Consider the following 15,116-nt stretch of genomic DNA (forward strand, 5'->3'; position numbering starts at 1 on the left):
CGTTGACGATGGCGGACGAGTCCGGATTTCCCCGCGACCTGGTGTTCACCAGGATCTGCCACGTCAAGCAGGGCTATGACGACCGGCGCCGGCACATCGTGCGCGAGTTCGACCGGCGCGGCGTGCCGGTTACCTTCTACACCGACTGGGACCGTGCGGATATCACCCCGGAGATTCGTGCTGAATTGGTCGCTCCCGATTTTGTCCATCCGGCGCAGGTCTCGCTGGCGCTGAAGCATGTCGGCATCTGGCGCGACTTCCTCGAAACCGACCTGCCCTATTGCCTGGTCTTCGAGGATGACGTCTTCCTCGCGCGCGACTTCGTCGCCAAATTCCGGCAAGGGCTGGCCGAACTCGGCAGCCCGATGCGCAAGGCCGTCATCTATCTCGGCAACGGCAGCAACTACTACACGCCGAGCTGGAAATTGCGCAGGGGCCAGAGGCTCTACCCGGCACTGCATGCCAGGTGCGCGGATTCCTATCTCATCACCCGTCCGGTCGCCGAAGCGCGCTGTGCCTGGATCGATCAACACAAGATCTACACCGTGATCGACCACCAGATCGAGCAGATGGACGAAAAACTGGGCGTTGAGATGCTGTGGTTCGAGCGGCCGATCGTCGAGCAAGGCAGCGAAAACGGCGCGTTCCAGACTTCCGTCGCCGGCAAGATGCAGCCGCTGCTCTACAAGAAGCTGAAATGGAACGTGAAGAAATACCGACGCATGATCTTCGGCCACAACGCCCGGTCCTGAGGGACTACACCTTGTCCGCTGTCCGCGTCCTGGAAACTTCCTCGAGGATCCATTCGCGGAAGGCGACAATGCGGGGATCGTCGGCCATGGCCTGGGGATAAACCAGGAAATAAGCGTATTCCGGCGCAACCCTGATGCTGAGCTCAAAGGGCCGCACCAGCCGGCCCTCGGACAGGTCGTTTGCCACCATGGCGAAATCGGCGAGCGCGACGGCATTGCCGTCGAGCGCTGCCTGCACCGCATCCGTCGATGTGCCGAAGACCACGGTGCGGCTGTCGTCGAAATCGTTGATGCCGGCCGCCGCCATCCACATGCGCCAGTTCGGCCATGTCACGCCCTGGCGGGCCCATTCGATATGGGCAAGCGTGTGGTTGAACAGGTCGCGCGGCTCGCGCAGGGGCGGCCCCGATGTCAGGAGGCCCGGACTGCACACCGGAATGATGATGTTGTCGAACAGGCGGTGCGCGCTGAGCCCCGGATATTTGCCGGCGCCGAAGCGGATGCCGACATCGACGTCGTCGAGATCGAAATCGCGCAAGCCATAGGCGATGTCGAACCTGAGTTCGATGCCCGGCCGCTGCTGGCGGAAATTCTCGACGCGCCGCATCAGCCATTTCGCCGCGAACTGCGCATCCAGCGTCACCTTCAGGAATTCGGTGCCGCGCGCCATCTTGCGCGCCCGCATCACGGCGCGGCCAAGCAGGTCGAGCGTGTCGGTCGCCGCCTCGTAAAGCACCGTGCCCGCCTCCGTCAGCCGGATGGTGCGGCTGGTGCGGGTGAACAGCACGATACCGAGCTGATCCTCGATTTCCTTGATCTGGTGGCTGACGGCGGCAGGCGTCAGGCCGAGCTCGTCGGCGGCGCGGGTGAAATTGAGGTGCCGGGCCGCCGCCTCCAGCGTCCTGAGCGCCCGCGTTCCCGGCAGGAGCGCTGCCATCAGCGTGCGGCCTGATCGAAGCGGCTCATGGAGCCTTAATCCTCAAATTAAACTTGATGATCAGACAAGAACTACTCGTTTCCCGTTGGTTTTTCAATACGGCATGATTGCAGCATCAAAGACACCATCAAACCGGATTTGATCTCCGGGGAATACGGATCACCTCATGTCTCACATCGCTCTTCGCCCTGCATACATCGCCCGGCCAGACTGGCTGTCGGCTGCCCGTACCTGGCTGCGGCAGGCCAGGGTCGCGGTCAACCTTCCTCACCAGAACGTCGAGGACCTCTCCGATAGCCAGTTGCGCGATATCGGGGCCGGCCGCAGGGACATCGCCCGGGCCATGGACCGCGAGACAGGCCGGTTGGGCCTTCTCGACATCGGCTGGCAGCGGAACAGGAAGGGATAAGCGAGCAGGGGAATAGGATGATGCAGTTTGAGCGTGTCTGCTGCCGCTGAAGACTCCCCTATTCCCTATCCCCCTATCTCACCACCCTTACCACTGTCCGGTCCGACAGCAGCGGCAAAAGCCGCGCCATCGTGCGCGCGGTCACCGCCACGCAACCTTCCGTCGGCGTGAAGCCGGGACGCGCCAGATGGAAGAAGATGGCGCTGCCGCGCCCGCGCCGGCGCGGCGCGATGTTCCAGTCGAGCACCAGGCAGGCGTCATAGAGCCGGTCGTCGCGCCGCATGCGTTCGTGGCTGGCGCCGTAGGGAATCTTGACCGGCCTGTTATAGTTGCGGTCGTCAGGCACTTCGCACCAGCCGAGGTCCGGCCCGATCGGCGCCATCGCCAGCCGCGTTCTGCGCCCGGCGGCAAACTGATCTCCCCGGAAATAGCCCGCCAGTATGCGCATCGAAGCGAGCGGCGTGGCGCCGTCGCCTTCGCGTTTGCCGGCCGAGATGCCGCCACGCCCCAGCGCGCACGCAAACACCGTTTTGCCGGCCTGCAGCAGGCCCTGGCTTGGATGGCCGGGGCGAGCCCGCACGGTCAGCACGCGCAGCCCTTTTGCCAAAATTGCGCCGGCTGCATTGCGATCGCGTTTTTTCTTGTATGATCGTGCCACGGAACAAATCACTGTGATCGGCTATTGTGCCGGCCAGCTTCCGCATAAATACGCAGCGGTCAACTGAATTCACTTTTCAAAACAACGGATTGATCCATGACCTCACGTACCATCCTGATCGTCGATGACGATGACGACCTGCGCGGCACACTGGTCGAGCAACTGTCCCTCTACGAGGAATTCGATGTGCTGCAGGAAGCGACTGCGGCAAAAGGCGTCACCGCTGCGCGCGGCGGGCTCATCGACCTGCTCATCATGGATGTCGGTCTGCCCGACATGGACGGCCGGGAGGCGGTGAAGATCCTGCGCAAGGGCGGCTACAAGGCGCCCATCATCATGCTGACCGGCCACGATACCGATTCGGACACGATTCTGGGTCTCGAGGCCGGCGCCAACGACTATGTGACCAAGCCGTTCCGCTTCGCGGTGCTGCTTGCCCGTATCCGGGCGCAACTGCGCCAGCATGAGCAGAGCGAGGACGCGACCTTCTCGGTCGGCCCCTACACCTTCAAGCCCAGCCAGAAACTGCTCATCGACCAGCGCGGCGGCAAGGTGCGGCTGACGGAAAAGGAAGCCTCGATCATCAAGTATCTCTATCGCGCCGACCAGAAGGTGGTGACCCGCGACGTGCTGCTGGAGGAAGTGTGGGGATACAATTCCGGCGTCACCACGCATACCCTGGAAACCCATGTCTACCGTCTGCGCCAGAAGATCGAGCGCGATCCTTCCAATGCTGAAATTCTTGTGACAGAAAGCGGCGGCTACAAGCTGGTTCCTTAAACATTTCACCATTCAAATGAGCGGTTCGGGCGGGGCCGCTTTCGGGTACGATCCTGTTGGAGGGGGATTCTGGGATCGTACCGCAGAGGAGGGATTGGACTGACCGTTCGGGGACACAGCTAGATGGCGCTGGATGACGACATCCGCATCCTGTCCGCCGTGAGGCTTTTCGAGGGCTTCACGCAGGAACAGTTGCGCCTGCTCGCCTTCGGTGCCGAGACCACTTTGGTGCAGGCCGACCACAAGCTTTATCGCGAGGACGACGTGGCCGACTCGGCCTATGTCGTGGTCAGCGGGCGCATCGTGCTCTATCGCGAGCAGGATGGCGAGCGCATCCCGATCGGCAAGGTCGGCCCAGGCACGATGCTTAGCGAGCTGGCGCTGATCGCCGATACCAACCGGCTGACCAGCGCCTCGGCCGAAATCGACTCGGAAGTGATAAGGCTGAGCCGCAAGATGTTCCGGCGCATCCTGGAGGAATACCCGGAATTGGCGGTGAAGCTGCATCAGCGCATCTCCGAGGAATTCCACGACATGATCCGCCGCATCGAGGAATTGGCGCCACGATTTTCGGGTTGACCTGGCATTTGACGCCGCAGGTGTCGAGATTCAGGTCAGGCCGAGGCGAAAACGGCGGACTCCGAGAAGCGTACTAAAGTACGTGAGCACAGTTCTACTGCGACGTAGTAGACCTGGGAAGCGCAGGAAGCCGCCGTTTGCAGGCCGGCTTCACCTGAATATCATAAACTTAATCCAGGGCGAACCGGGCAATCACTGGCACATGGTCCGACGGCCGGTCCCAGCCACGGGCGGCTCTAAGGATCTCATAGCCGGCAAAACTGGGCAGCAGGTTTGGCGACGACCAGACATGGTCGAGCCGCCGGCCGCGATTGGACGCCTCCCAATCCTGCGCGCGATAACTCCACCAGGTATAGAGCTTCTGTTCCGGTGGCACGTTGTGCCGCATCAGGTCGACCCAGCCGCCGGCGCGCCGCATCGCCTCGAAGTTTTCGGTCTCGACCGGCGTGTGGCTGACCACGTTGAGCAGTTGCTTGTGCGACCAGACATCATGCTCCAGCGGCGCGATATTGAGGTCCCCGACCAGCACCGACGCCGATACCTCGCCATGCTCGGCCCGGATGGCGTTCATCTCGGCGACGAAATCGAGCTTGTGCCTGAACTTCCTGTTGATCTCGGGATCCGGCTCGTCGCCACCCGCGGGCACGTAGAAATTGTGCACCAGGATGGTCTTGCCGCCGGCCTGTACCGTCACCGACAGGTGCCGGCTGTCCTCGATGTCGCAAAAGCGGCGCTTTTCGACCACCTCGATCGGCCGCCGCGCCACCGTCGCCACGCCGTGATAGCCCTTCTGGCCATGAAATGCGATGTAGGGATAGCCGACCTTGCGAAAGGCTTTTTCGGGAAAGAGCTCGTCCGGGACCTTGGTTTCCTGCAGGCAGAGCACATCGGGCGCGTACTCATCGAGCAGGCGTTCGACGATCGGCATGCGCAGGCGCACGGAGTTGATGTTCCAGGTGGCGATCGAAAAGGGCATGCGGAGGGTCCGGCAAGAGATCGCCATTCTACTGCCAGCCGCGCGCCGCAAAAACAAGCCAGCCCGCTCCGCTAACGGGCCTGGCTATATCGGCGGGCCTACCGCGTCTTGGTGTTCAGCTCGCGATTGGCCGTATAGTCGATGGCGAACGTGTCGGGCGCGAAGCTGACGCCTTCCTTGGTGTTGAAGATCATCACCGTCGTGTCCTTGCCCTGCGCGTCGGTGATCGTCCACTGCCGCAGATCATAGGTTTTCGGGTCGAACATCATGGTGATCCGCGCATTGCCGAAAACCGACTTGTCGGAAAGCTGGATGGTGGTGAGGTCGTCTTCTTCCTTGACGCTCTTGACGCGGTTGCCGGAGAGGTCGATACGGTCGTCGAGCAGCAGTTTCAGCGGCGTCTTCGACAGCGGATAAAGGTCCGACGTGTTCAGTTTCTTGTTGAGTATGGCGACCGATCTGCCGTCGGAAATCACCCGGAAATTCGAAGACCCGTCATAGTTGAAGCGGATCTTGCCCGGCCGTTCCAGGAAGAATTTTCCGCCGGTCTGCTCGCCCTTGGGGCCGAACTGGACGAATTCGCCGCTCATCGATTTGACCGCCGAGAAATGGTCGGCGATCTTCTGTGCCGCCGCGGGCACAGCCGCCTGCGCTGAGGCCAGCAACTCGAATCCGGGCACCACGTTAAGTGCGGCGGCACCCGCTAAGACCAGGCCGAGGCCAACCAACTGGCGGCGTGTCGGGGCAAAATCGCTGAGCGCTGAAAGATCGTTTTTCATATCGGTCACTCTCGTCCGGTTCCTGATTTGGCCGCTGTCGTGAACCCCCAGTTGGGCTGAAGTTTGGCGAGCCGATCGCTGCTCAGTCGGTGAACGCGCCAGAAGGTTCAAAGTTGCCGCGGACTCTGCACTGTCAGAACTTGTCGTCTTCTGTCGGCACCAGGATTTCGCGTTTTCCGGCATGGTTGGCCGGGCCGACAATGCCTTCCTTTTCCATCTTCTCGATAATCGAGGCGGCTCTGTTATAGCCGATGCCCAGACGCCGCTGGATGTAGCTGGTCGAGGCCTTGCCGTCGCGCAGCACCACCGAAACCGCCTGATCATAAGGATCGTCGGAATCCTCGAAATTGCCACCGCCACCGCCGCCCGAACCGGCCTTGCCGGACGGCTCGTCGGCGTCCTCGCCGTCGTCCTCGGTGATGGCGTCGAGATATTCCGGCACGCCCTGCAGCTTCAGGTGCCCGACGATCTTCTCGACCTCGTCATCGGAGACGAACGGCCCGTGCACGCGCTGGATGCGGCCGCCGCCGGCCATGTAGAGCATGTCGCCCATGCCGAGCAGCTGCTCGGCGCCCTGCTCGCCCAGAATGGTGCGGCTGTCGATCTTGGACGTCACCTGGAAGGAGATGCGGGTCGGGAAGTTGGCCTTGATGGTGCCGGTGATGACGTCGACCGACGGACGTTGCGTGGCCATGATGACGTGGATGCCGGCCGCGCGCGCCATCTGCGCCAGGCGCTGCACCGCGCCTTCGATGTCCTTGCCGGCGACCATCATCAGGTCGGCCATTTCGTCGATGATGACGACGATATAGGGCATCGGCTCGAGATCGAGATTCTCGGTCTCGTAGATCGCCTCGCCTGTCTGGCGGTCGAAGCCGGTCTGCACAGTGCGCGAGATCTTTTCGCCCTTCTTCTCGGCCTGCTGCACGCGTGCGTTGAAGCCGTCGATGTTGCGCACGCCGACCTTGGACATCTTGCGGTAGCGGTCCTCCATCTCGCGCACGGTCCATTTCAGCGCCACCACCGCCTTCTTCGGGTCGGTGACCACGGGCGTCAGCAGGTGCGGAATGCCGTCATAGACGGAGAGTTCGAGCATTTTCGGATCGATCATGATCAGCCGGCACTCCTGCGGGGTGAGGCGGTAGAGCAGCGACAGGATCATGGTGTTGATGGCGACCGACTTGCCCGAACCGGTGGTGCCGGCGACCAGCACGTGCGGCATCTTGGCGATGTCGACGATGACGGCTTCGCCATTGATGGTCTTGCCCAGCGCCAGCGCCAGCTTGGCCTTGGTCGTCTCGAAGTCGCGGCTGGCCATGATCTCGCGGAGGTAAACCGTTTCGCGCTTGGCGTTGGGCAGTTCGATGCCGATGGCGTTGCGGCCCGGCACCACGGCGACGCGGCAGGCGATCGCGCTCATCGAACGGGCGATGTCGTCGGAAAGGCCGATGACGCGCGACGACTTGATGCCCGGTGCGGGTTCGAGTTCGTAAAGGGTGACGACCGGACCCGGGCGAACGGCAATGATCTCGCCCTTGACGCCGAAATCCTCCAGCACGCCTTCGAGCAGGCGCGCATTCTGTTCCAGCGCGTCCTTGGAAAGACTTGGGTCGCGCGCGACATTCTTCGGTTCGGACAGGAAATGCAGCGACGGCATTTCGAACGTGTCGGAGCCGATCAGCGAGGTTTGCGCCTCGCGCTGGACGCGGGCGCCCGGTACCGGTCGCGCCGCCGGCGCCTCCACCCGGGTGGCGGCATCGGAACGGAACTGCTGGACCTTGGCCGTGGGAGCACGCCGCTGCGCGACGGACTCGTCATCGAAATCCATATCCGCGTCGTCGCGGCTGAAGACATCGTCGTCGTCCGGGTCGACGGAGACGCTGCGGTCGTTGACCATGGCGGCGAAGAATTCCGGTTCGACACGGGCGCGGCCGTCATGGCTCATGCGCTGCTCGGCGTACTCGGCCGACTCGACGCGTTCGGCGGCGCGGCGCCAGGCGCTGGCGCGCGGCTCCATCTCCGGTTCGAACTCGTCGCGCTCCTGCCTGCGGCGCACCGCGCGGCGATGCATCCACGCGCGGAAAGAAAGCCACCAATGGGTGATTGCGCCGAGCGCCAGTATGCCCTCGTCGCCCTCGTCCTCGTCATTGTCGAACAGAAGCTCGTCCTCGCGCGGGTCCGCGGCGGCCGGTTCTTCCATCACGGCGAAGCCGTTCTTGCGCCCGAGCAGCGCCGCGCCATGGGCGAACAGCCAGAGCGCGGGCGCAGCCAGCACTATGGCGAGCACGCTGGCCACCAGCCCGGTTGGATAGCCGCCGATGAGGACACCGGGGATCTTTAGCACCATGTCGCCGAAGACGCCGCCGAGGCCGGTGGGCAGCGGCCAGGTCTTGGGCGGAACGATGCAGCCGGCGATGGCGGCGGCGAGCAGCGCGAAACCGAACCAGAACAGCCCGCGCCTGGGCAGCCGGTCGACGCCGCGCGCCGAAAACAGGAGGTATCCCCAGATCACTGCCGGAACCAGCGCGGCGACCGCGGCAAGGCCGAAGAACTGCATGGCGAGGTCGGAGAACACCGCGCCGGCATAGCCCATGGCGTTGGTGACGATGTTGGCGGTGGCATGCGAGAAGCTTGGATCGGCGACGTTCCAGGTCGCGAGGCTGGCGACGGCGAAGGCCGTGAACGCGAACAGGCCGGTGCCGACCAGACGGCCGACCTGGCGCCGCGCGAATGCCTGGATGCCGTGCCCCGTATCGGTCAGCGCGAGCGGTGCTGAAGCCCCTGAACGCATGCTCTTCCCCGTCAGTGATTGCCTGGCCGCAGCGCATGACGCACTCCGGCAGATTCGGATGCCAGACTAGGCGTGGGAAGGTTAAGGGCGCATTAACTATAAGATCGTGGGGGCCGTCCTTTTGGCACCGACATCTACCAGTGACCGCACCATAAGAAAAATGGCGGGCGCCCTGGCCCGCCATCCATTCGTTGGGCTGGGCAGCGTGCTACTTGCTGGCGCCGCCGAGCATCTTCACATTGGCGCAGAACTCGGCGTGCGGCTTGCTCATCGCAGCGTCCTGGCATTCCTTCATCATGGCGTCCTGCTTCTCCTTCGGCATGGCCATGAAAGCCGCCTTGAATTCCTCCATCGGCTTCATGGTCTTCATGCTGGAATCGGTGAAGAACGGCGCCATGTTGTCCGGCTCGTCCAGTGCGCCGGCAAATGCAAAGCCGCTGACCATGGAAAGTGCGAGTGCCCCGAGGCAGATATTCTTGAGGTTCATGAGAAAATTCCTTCCCTGTTTCAAAATCACGAGCGTCAGAACGACGATCGCCTCCTGAGTTCGGCGACAGAGCGGTCGATGTTTCCTCGAAAAGCTTCTTCACGCGAACGTGATTGCGCGGACTCGGACGAAGCGAGAACGAATTTGCAAAAAAAGAGGCCCGGAGCGATCCGGGCCTCAAGGCGTGACCTCCTTGCGGGAGCATCACGACGGGATGCTTTCAAAGCAATTCCAGCAGAAGGGCTTCGCGGTTTTCCCTCCGGAATTGCGCGGCAAACATGGGGCCGGCGGGAGGAGGGTTCCGCCGGCCCGTTGGCAAGGATGCCTTACGGCACCACTTCGCCATGCTGGGAGATGTCGAGGCCTTCGACTTCTTCCTGGGTCGTCGGACGCAGGCCGACCAGCGCCTTGACGACGTAGAGGATGACGAAGGTGGCAACCGCCGTCCAGACAATGGTGACGGCGACACCGTAGATCTGCTTGCCGAGAGAAGCGCCCGACGAGAGGCTGTTGATCGCCGGGTCGGCAAGCACGCCGGTCAGCAGGGCGCCGACCACGCCGCCGACGCCATGCACGCCGAAGGCATCGAGCGAGTCGTCATAGCCGAACATGTGCTTCACCTTGACCGCCGAGAGGTAGCAGACGACGCCGGCGACGATGCCGACGATGAAGGCGCCGGTCGGGTTGACGAAACCGGAAGCCGGCGTCACCGCGACGAGGCCCGCGACGGCGCCCGAGATGATGCCGAGCACGGAAGGCTTCTTGGCGATGATCCATTCGGCGAACATCCAGGCCAGTGCCGCGGCGGCGGTGGCAACCTGGGTGTTGAGCATGGCGGCACCGGCAAGGCCGTCGGCCGCCAGTTCCGAACCGGCGTTGAAGCCGAACCAGCCGACCCACAGCAGCGATGCGCCGATGACCGAATAGACGAGGTTGTGCGGCGCCATGTTGGTGGTGCCATAGCCTTCGCGCTTGCCGAGAACCAGTGCACAGACGAGGCCCGCGACACCGGCATTGATGTGAACGACCGTGCCGCCGGCGAAGTCGAGCACGCCAGCCGTACCGAGGAAGCCGCCACCCCAGACCCAATGCGCGATCGGCACATAGACGATCAGCAGCCACAGTGCCATGAAGATCAGCAGTGCCGAGAACTTGAAGCGTTCGGCGAAGGCGCCGGCAATCAGCGCCGGCGTGATGATGGCGAAGGTCATCTGAAACATCGAGAAGACGAATTCAGGGATGTTGGCCACACCCGGCAGCCACAGGCTGGCGGTGGTGATGCCGTGGTGGAAGAATTTCGAGGTGCCTCCGAGATAGGCATTCATGCCGCCGCCGTCGGAAAAGGCCAGCGAATAGCCGAACATGAACCATAGCACCGTCACCAGGCAGGTGATGGCGAAGCTCTGCATGACGGTGGCGAGCACGTTCTTCTTGCGCACCATGCCGCCGTAGAACAGCGCCAGGCCCGGGATGGTCATCATCAGCACTAGCGCCGTGGAGGTCAGCATCCAGGCGGTGTTGCCGGTATCGAGCACCGGGGTGGGCGCGGCGGCAGGTGCCGCGGCAGCGGCAGCGGGTGCGGCTTCCTGCGCGAAGGCGGCGACGCTGCCCAGCGCTGCGAGAGCGAGCGTGCCCAGAAGGGCCGCCCGTCCCGTCGTCTTCAAGGTGGAAGGAATATTCATTGAACTCTCCATTGGAATACGTGTTCGCCGCTCAGAGCGCGTCGCTGTCTGTTTCGCCGGTGCGGATGCGCACCGCCTGGTCGATGCCGAAAACGAAGATCTTGCCGTCGCCGATCTGGCCGGTCTTGGCTGCGGCGGTGATGGCTTCGACGGCCTTGTCGACCATGTCGGCCGCGACCGCGACCTCGATCTTGATCTTCGGCAGGAAAGAGACCGCGTATTCCGCCCCCCGATAGATTTCCGTATGCCCTTTCTGACGCCCGTAGCCTTTGACTTCGGTGACGGTCAGGCCCTGGATGCCGACGGCGGTAAGCGCTTCGCGTACCTCGTCCAGCTTGAACGGCTTGATGATTGCCATCACGATTTTCATAGGTTCACCCTTTGCTGTTGCGGTGCCCCGCGTTTGCACGACTTCACCGATCCCAAAGAGCCGGAGAGTGCCCCCAAGGATTCAAGCTCCGTGCCAAGTGCCGAAGCAGGGCGTTAACCTATTGGAAACAAAGGGAATGGAGCGCCCGCCGCCAATTGCTGTATGCATGTGCGGCACGCCGCATGCTCAAAATTTAAGCAATTTTGTGAAATTGCCTAATTTGCCGGCTTTGAGCATGATCAGGAAAAATGGAATCGGCTTTCGCAAAGAATCTTGCTCAAACAAGACTCGCGAATGCTCAACGCTTGAGCCGGATCAACCCTTCCTGTGCCATCGAGGCGATCAGCGTGCCGTCACGGGCATAGAGCGTGCCGCGGCTGAAACCGCGCGATCCCGAACTCGAGGGGCTGTCCTGCGCATAAAGCAGCCAGCCGTCGAGCGAATGCGGCCGATGGAACCACATCGAATGGTCGAGGCTGGCGGCCTGGATGTCGGGATCGAACAGGCCGCGCCCATGGGCGAAGGTCGAGGTGTCGAGCAGCGTCATATCGGAGAGGTAGGCGAGCAGCACCGACTGCAGCGCGCGGTCGTCGGGAACCGGCCCGGCAAGGCGGATCCAGACGTTCTGCCGGGGCGGCAGCTTGTCGCGGCTTTCATAGTGCTGGAGGTTGACCGGCCGCAACTCCAGCGGCCGCTCGCGCGCCCAGAAACGGCGAACCGCCTCCGGCACCCGGTCGGCCGTTTCGAGCAGCTGGCGCTGCGTCTTCAGCCCTTCCGGCGGCGGCACGTCGTCAGGTAGCGCGAACTGGTGCTCGAGCCCCTTCTCGTCGACCTGGAACGAGGCTTCCAGCGAAAAGATCGCCTGTCCGTGCTGGATTGCCAGCACCCTCCGCGTGGTGAAGGAACCGCCGTCGCGGATACGATCGACCTCGTAGATGATCGGCACCTTGATGTCGCCCGGGCGCATGAAATAGCCATGCAGCGAATGCACGAAACGGTCGGGCTCCACCGTTCGCTGCGCCGCCACCAGCGCCTGCGCGATGGTCTGGCCGCCGAACACGCGCTGCCACTCCACCTGGGGGCTGCGACCACGATACAGATTGTGTTCCAGCTTCTCGAGGTCGAGAATGCTCAGAAGCTCGTCGATCGCCGCCGTCATGTTTTGTGACCTCGCCGCAAAATTGCTATGGCGGTTTCCGACAGGAAGGACGAGCCGTCAAGGGCGCAAGCCCCGTAGGCGCGCAAGGAGCCAAGACAATGGAACGCAAGGCGGACGCCAAGGCCAGATCCGGGATCGATGTTCTCGTCGCGGGTGCCGGCTATGTCGGCCTGGCCGCCGCGGTCTCGCTGAAACAGGCCCGCCCGGGCCTCGCCGTGGCGCTGGTCGACGCGGCGCCCGCCGGTTCCTGGCAAAGGGATGGCCGCGCTTCCGCCATCGCCGCGGCGGCCTGCCGCATGCTCGACCAGCTCGGCGTCTGGGCCGATATCGCGCCGAAGGCGCAGGCGATCACCGAGATGATCATCACCGATTCACGCAGCGCCGATCCGGTGCGCCCGGTCTTCCTGACCTTCGGCGGCGAGGTGGCGCCGGGTGAGCCTTTCGCGCATATGGTCGCCAACAGGGCGTTGAACGGCGCCTTGCGGGCCAAAGCCGAACAGCTCGGCATCGACATCATCGAAGGCTTGGCGGTGCAAGGTTTTGAGACCAATGGAGCCGGCATGTCAGTGCATCTGGCCGACGGCGCCACGTTGGCGGCGCGGTTGCTGGTTGCCGCCGATGGCGTCAATTCGAAATTGCGCGACATGGCCGGCATCAAGACGGTCAAGTGGGAATACCGTCAGTCCGGCATCGTCTGCACCGTGGCCCATGAACGCCCGCACAACGGCCGCGCCGAAGAGCATTTCCTGCCCGCCGGCCCGTTCGCCACGCTGCCCCTGATACCCGACGAGGACGGCACCAACCGCTCTTCGATCGTCTGGGTCGAACGGGCGGAAGATGCGAAAACGCTCGTCGAAGGCGACGATCTCGTCTTCGAACACGAACTTGAACAACGTTTTGGGCTGAAACTTGGAGAAATCCGCGTCGCCGACAAGCCGCGCGCCTGGCCGCTTGGTCTCACCATCGCGCGCGCCTTCGTGGCACCGCGCATCGCGCTTGCCGGCGATGCCGCCCACGGCATCCATCCGATCGCCGGCCAGGGGCTCAATCTCGGCTTCAAGGATGTGGCCGCCCTTGCCGAGGTGATCGTCGAGGCCGACCGGCTCGGCCAGGACATCGGCGCGCTCGACGTGCTGGAACGCTACCAGCAATGGCGCCGTTTCGACACGGTGCAGATGGGCATCACGACCGATGTGCTGAACCGGCTGTTTTCCAACGACATCACCCCGCTGCGCACCGTCCGCGACATCGGCCTCGGTCTCGTCGAGCGTATGCCGCGGCTGAAGGAGTTCTTCATCCGCCAAGCATCGGGACTATCCGCGGGCACGCCGCGCCTGCTGAAGGGCGAGGCGATCTGATCGTCTCGCTGACTTGACGTCGCGGCCTGTGGGCTGCGCCGCGTCGCATCGCTCCTTGCTCCGCCATGGGATGAGGATGCAGCGGGAGTTTCGCGCCAATCGCCGAGGCCGGCGATCTCAGTTCACTTCAAAACCAAGCTTCTGGCGCAGCCGCAGCATGCGCTGGTCGGGTATCTTCAGGCTCTGCTCTCCGCCCTGAGCCACCCGGTTCAGCATTTGCAAGAGATCGTCCCGTTCGTTCGGGTCGAGGCGTTCGCGCAGGAAGGGCGCCAGCTTGTCGATGACGATGGTGGTGTCGTCTATCTGCGTCGCGGCCCACTTGGCATAGACAACCGCCTCGTCGGTCTTCTTCGGCCCGGCTGCGATCTGCGAAATCACCTCGCGAATGACGGCCTCGCGCCGCGGCAGAACAGGGCCGTCTTCCGAAACGATCGCGGTGATCAGCGTCGCTGCCGCCACCACCGGATCATCGATCGCCGTCAGCGGCGAAAGCGCGGCCTGCTTGCGCAGCTTCTTGCGCCGGATGTTGCCTTGAACGCGCCCGACGACTTCGGCGACCTCGCGCGCGGCGTCGTTCATCGCCTTCATCCGGTACCACCACAATGCCGCCGCTCCGAGCACGCCAAGGACAGCAATCAGGAAAGGCATGTCCAAATCCCCCAAAGTCTTGGGCGACGATAGGAGAACTCATGGCTTGCTTCAACACGCAAGAATTGAGCCCGGCAAGGGCAGGACCTTCGCTCAACCGAACGCCCAGGTTTATAAGGGAGCGCAACGCATGACAGGGAATTATGACCCCGGCACGTTGTAGATCGCGCGCACTTCGATCGTACCGATTTCGGCCAGCGGAATCTCGCCGGCGATGTCCAGCGCCTCGTCGAGATCCTTCGCTTCGATCATGACGAAACCGAGCAACTGCTCCTTCGTTTCCGCGAACGGGCCGTCGGTGATCAGCTGCTTGCCCTTGCGCCGCCGTACGGTCTTCGACGTCTTCACCGATTGCAGTGCCTGCGCGATGATCAGCTTGCCTTGTTGATCCAATGACCTGTCATAGGCCAGCGAGTCGGCATCGAGCTTGCCGGCACCCTCGGCGGTCATGGCATGGAGGTCTTTTTCCTCACCATAGACCAGGCAGACATATTTCATTTCGAGCTCCCTTCTTGTGAAAAACCATAGGCTGCGGCGACAACCATGTCAGCCTTGCCCGCGGCCGTTGCCGCATGGTCGAGAAGGCATGCCGCGACCGTGATGATGGCAATCGCCACCAGCAGCCTGCCGAGGCCGGACGCCGGCGGGTCCAGCCAGAAGTCCTCCTGTCGCCCAGGCCCGCGGCCTGGCCTCTTCCACAGCGCGAAAAACAGATTGTCCATGTCAACCTCCATCCGGCCACAAATCCCGT

17 protein-coding genes are annotated in these 15,116 nt (G+C 63.2%); 5 read left to right on the forward strand and 12 right to left on the reverse strand.

The genetic code is table 11. The features are described from left to right. Positions 1 to 8 precede the first annotated feature (8 nt). On the forward strand, positions 9 to 752 hold the full coding sequence (locus LB516_RS10315; protein ID WP_140822791.1) for a glycosyltransferase family 25 protein: 744 nt from the start codon (positions 9 to 11) through the stop codon (positions 750 to 752). A 4-nt stretch (positions 753 to 756) separates the two neighbouring features. Here the strand turns inward: LB516_RS10315 and gcvA are convergent, their stop codons facing one another. After that, complete coding sequence (gcvA, locus tag LB516_RS10320) at positions 757 to 1,689, reverse strand: transcriptional regulator GcvA (RefSeq protein ID WP_015315059.1); 933 nt, start codon at positions 1,687 to 1,689, stop codon at positions 757 to 759. A 166-nt stretch (positions 1,690 to 1,855) separates the two neighbouring features. On the opposite strand from gcvA, the gene LB516_RS10325 reads away from it, so the two are divergent. Beyond that, a complete protein-coding gene (locus tag LB516_RS10325; protein WP_224719475.1) occupies positions 1,856 to 2,098 on the forward strand; it encodes a hypothetical protein in 243 nt (80 codons plus the stop codon). Positions 2,099 to 2,171: 73 nt separating this feature from the next. On the opposite strand, the gene LB516_RS10330 is transcribed toward LB516_RS10325, so the two are convergent. Then, the gene (locus LB516_RS10330; RefSeq protein WP_181173971.1) at positions 2,172 to 2,708 is read right to left on the reverse strand and encodes a L,D-transpeptidase; all 537 of its coding nucleotides are present in this window, start codon (positions 2,706 to 2,708) and stop codon (positions 2,172 to 2,174) included. Between the two features lie 144 nt (positions 2,709 to 2,852). Between LB516_RS10330 and LB516_RS10335 the strand changes: the two genes are divergently transcribed. Together LB516_RS10335 and LB516_RS10340 are read left to right on the forward strand one after the other, a co-directional pair. Then, complete coding sequence (locus LB516_RS10335; protein ID WP_015315056.1) at positions 2,853 to 3,536, forward strand: response regulator transcription factor; 684 nt, start codon at positions 2,853 to 2,855, stop codon at positions 3,534 to 3,536. Between the two features lie 123 nt (positions 3,537 to 3,659). After that, complete coding sequence (locus LB516_RS10340; protein WP_015315055.1) at positions 3,660 to 4,115, forward strand: Crp/Fnr family transcriptional regulator; 456 nt, start codon at positions 3,660 to 3,662, stop codon at positions 4,113 to 4,115. A 169-nt stretch (positions 4,116 to 4,284) separates the two neighbouring features. Here the strand turns inward: LB516_RS10340 and LB516_RS10345 are convergent, their stop codons facing one another. The 7 genes from LB516_RS10345 to tesB all read right to left on the reverse strand — a co-directional run bounded on the left by LB516_RS10345 (position 4,285) and on the right by tesB (position 12,359). Further along, positions 4,285 to 5,091, reverse strand: a complete 807-nt coding sequence (locus LB516_RS10345) for an exodeoxyribonuclease III (RefSeq protein WP_140618367.1) — start codon at positions 5,089 to 5,091, stop codon at positions 4,285 to 4,287. 98 nt (positions 5,092 to 5,189) lie between these two features. Then, entirely contained in the window at positions 5,190 to 5,870 is a 681-nt protein-coding gene (locus tag LB516_RS10350; RefSeq protein WP_140618433.1) for an outer-membrane lipoprotein carrier protein LolA, read from the reverse strand. A gap of 133 nt (positions 5,871 to 6,003) precedes the next feature. Continuing rightward, complete coding sequence (locus LB516_RS10355; RefSeq protein WP_224719476.1) at positions 6,004 to 8,661, reverse strand: DNA translocase FtsK; 2,658 nt, start codon at positions 8,659 to 8,661, stop codon at positions 6,004 to 6,006. Positions 8,662 to 8,869: 208 nt separating this feature from the next. Next, positions 8,870 to 9,148 carry a hypothetical protein gene (locus LB516_RS10360; protein WP_015315051.1) on the reverse strand — a complete coding sequence of 93 codons (279 nt, stop codon included), beginning with the start codon at positions 9,146 to 9,148 and terminating at the stop codon, positions 8,870 to 8,872. A gap of 326 nt (positions 9,149 to 9,474) precedes the next feature. Continuing rightward, on the reverse strand, positions 9,475 to 10,830 hold the full coding sequence (locus LB516_RS10365) for an ammonium transporter (RefSeq protein WP_015315050.1): 1,356 nt from the start codon (positions 10,828 to 10,830) through the stop codon (positions 9,475 to 9,477). A gap of 31 nt (positions 10,831 to 10,861) precedes the next feature. After that, positions 10,862 to 11,200, reverse strand: a complete 339-nt coding sequence (locus tag LB516_RS10370) for a P-II family nitrogen regulator (protein WP_015315049.1) — start codon at positions 11,198 to 11,200, stop codon at positions 10,862 to 10,864. 298 nt (positions 11,201 to 11,498) lie between these two features. Beyond that, positions 11,499 to 12,359, reverse strand: a complete 861-nt coding sequence (gene tesB, locus LB516_RS10375) for an acyl-CoA thioesterase II (protein WP_224719477.1) — start codon at positions 12,357 to 12,359, stop codon at positions 11,499 to 11,501. Positions 12,360 to 12,457: 98 nt separating this feature from the next. Here tesB and LB516_RS10380 point away from each other — a divergent pair, with 98 nt between their 5' ends. Continuing rightward, complete coding sequence (locus LB516_RS10380) at positions 12,458 to 13,717, forward strand: ubiquinone biosynthesis hydroxylase (protein ID WP_224719478.1); 1,260 nt, start codon at positions 12,458 to 12,460, stop codon at positions 13,715 to 13,717. A 117-nt stretch (positions 13,718 to 13,834) separates the two neighbouring features. Here LB516_RS10380 and LB516_RS10385 read toward each other — a convergent pair whose 3' ends face one another. The 3 genes from LB516_RS10385 to LB516_RS10395 form a co-directional block, all read right to left on the reverse strand. Next, positions 13,835 to 14,365: a hypothetical protein gene (locus LB516_RS10385; RefSeq protein ID WP_015315046.1), complete on the reverse strand. Its 531-nt coding sequence runs from the start codon at positions 14,363 to 14,365 to the stop codon at positions 13,835 to 13,837. 141 nt (positions 14,366 to 14,506) lie between these two features. After that, entirely contained in the window at positions 14,507 to 14,863 is a 357-nt protein-coding gene (locus tag LB516_RS10390; protein WP_224719479.1) for a YciI family protein, read from the reverse strand. Beyond that, a complete protein-coding gene (locus LB516_RS10395; protein WP_140822805.1) occupies positions 14,860 to 15,087 on the reverse strand; it encodes a hypothetical protein in 228 nt (75 codons plus the stop codon). Before LB516_RS10395 ends, LB516_RS10390 begins: the two co-directional genes overlap by 4 nt. Positions 15,088 to 15,116: the final 29 nt, after the last annotated feature.

The organism is Mesorhizobium sp. CO1-1-7, from assembly GCF_020164885.1.
Lineage (GTDB): Bacteria > Pseudomonadota > Alphaproteobacteria > Rhizobiales > Rhizobiaceae > Mesorhizobium > Mesorhizobium australicum.

Coding starts and splice junctions, on each gene's coding strand:
- LB516_RS10315 (WP_140822791.1), top strand. CDS start 9: ATGGCGGACGAGTCCGGATTTCCCCGCGACCTGGTGTTCACCAGGATC.
- gcvA (WP_015315059.1), bottom strand. CDS start 1,689: ATGGCAGCGCTCCTGCCGGGAACGCGGGCGCTCAGGACGCTGGAGGCG.
- LB516_RS10325 (WP_224719475.1), top strand. CDS start 1,856: ATGTCTCACATCGCTCTTCGCCCTGCATACATCGCCCGGCCAGACTGG.
- LB516_RS10335 (WP_015315056.1), top strand. CDS start 2,853: ATGACCTCACGTACCATCCTGATCGTCGATGACGATGACGACCTGCGC.
- LB516_RS10340 (WP_015315055.1), top strand. CDS start 3,660: ATGGCGCTGGATGACGACATCCGCATCCTGTCCGCCGTGAGGCTTTTC.
- LB516_RS10345 (WP_140618367.1), bottom strand. CDS start 5,091: ATGCCCTTTTCGATCGCCACCTGGAACATCAACTCCGTGCGCCTGCGC.
- LB516_RS10350 (WP_140618433.1), bottom strand. CDS start 5,870: ATGAAAAACGATCTTTCAGCGCTCAGCGATTTTGCCCCGACACGCCGC.
- LB516_RS10355 (WP_224719476.1), bottom strand. CDS start 8,661: ATGCGTTCAGGGGCTTCAGCACCGCTCGCGCTGACCGATACGGGGCAC.
- LB516_RS10360 (WP_015315051.1), bottom strand. CDS start 9,148: ATGAACCTCAAGAATATCTGCCTCGGGGCACTCGCACTTTCCATGGTC.
- LB516_RS10365 (WP_015315050.1), bottom strand. CDS start 10,830: ATGAATATTCCTTCCACCTTGAAGACGACGGGACGGGCGGCCCTTCTG.
- LB516_RS10370 (WP_015315049.1), bottom strand. CDS start 11,200: ATGAAAATCGTGATGGCAATCATCAAGCCGTTCAAGCTGGACGAGGTA.
- tesB (WP_224719477.1), bottom strand. CDS start 12,359: ATGACGGCGGCGATCGACGAGCTTCTGAGCATTCTCGACCTCGAGAAG.
- LB516_RS10380 (WP_224719478.1), top strand. CDS start 12,458: ATGGAACGCAAGGCGGACGCCAAGGCCAGATCCGGGATCGATGTTCTC.
- LB516_RS10385 (WP_015315046.1), bottom strand. CDS start 14,365: ATGCCTTTCCTGATTGCTGTCCTTGGCGTGCTCGGAGCGGCGGCATTG.
- LB516_RS10390 (WP_224719479.1), bottom strand. CDS start 14,863: ATGAAATATGTCTGCCTGGTCTATGGTGAGGAAAAAGACCTCCATGCC.
- LB516_RS10395 (WP_140822805.1), bottom strand. CDS start 15,087: ATGGACAATCTGTTTTTCGCGCTGTGGAAGAGGCCAGGCCGCGGGCCT.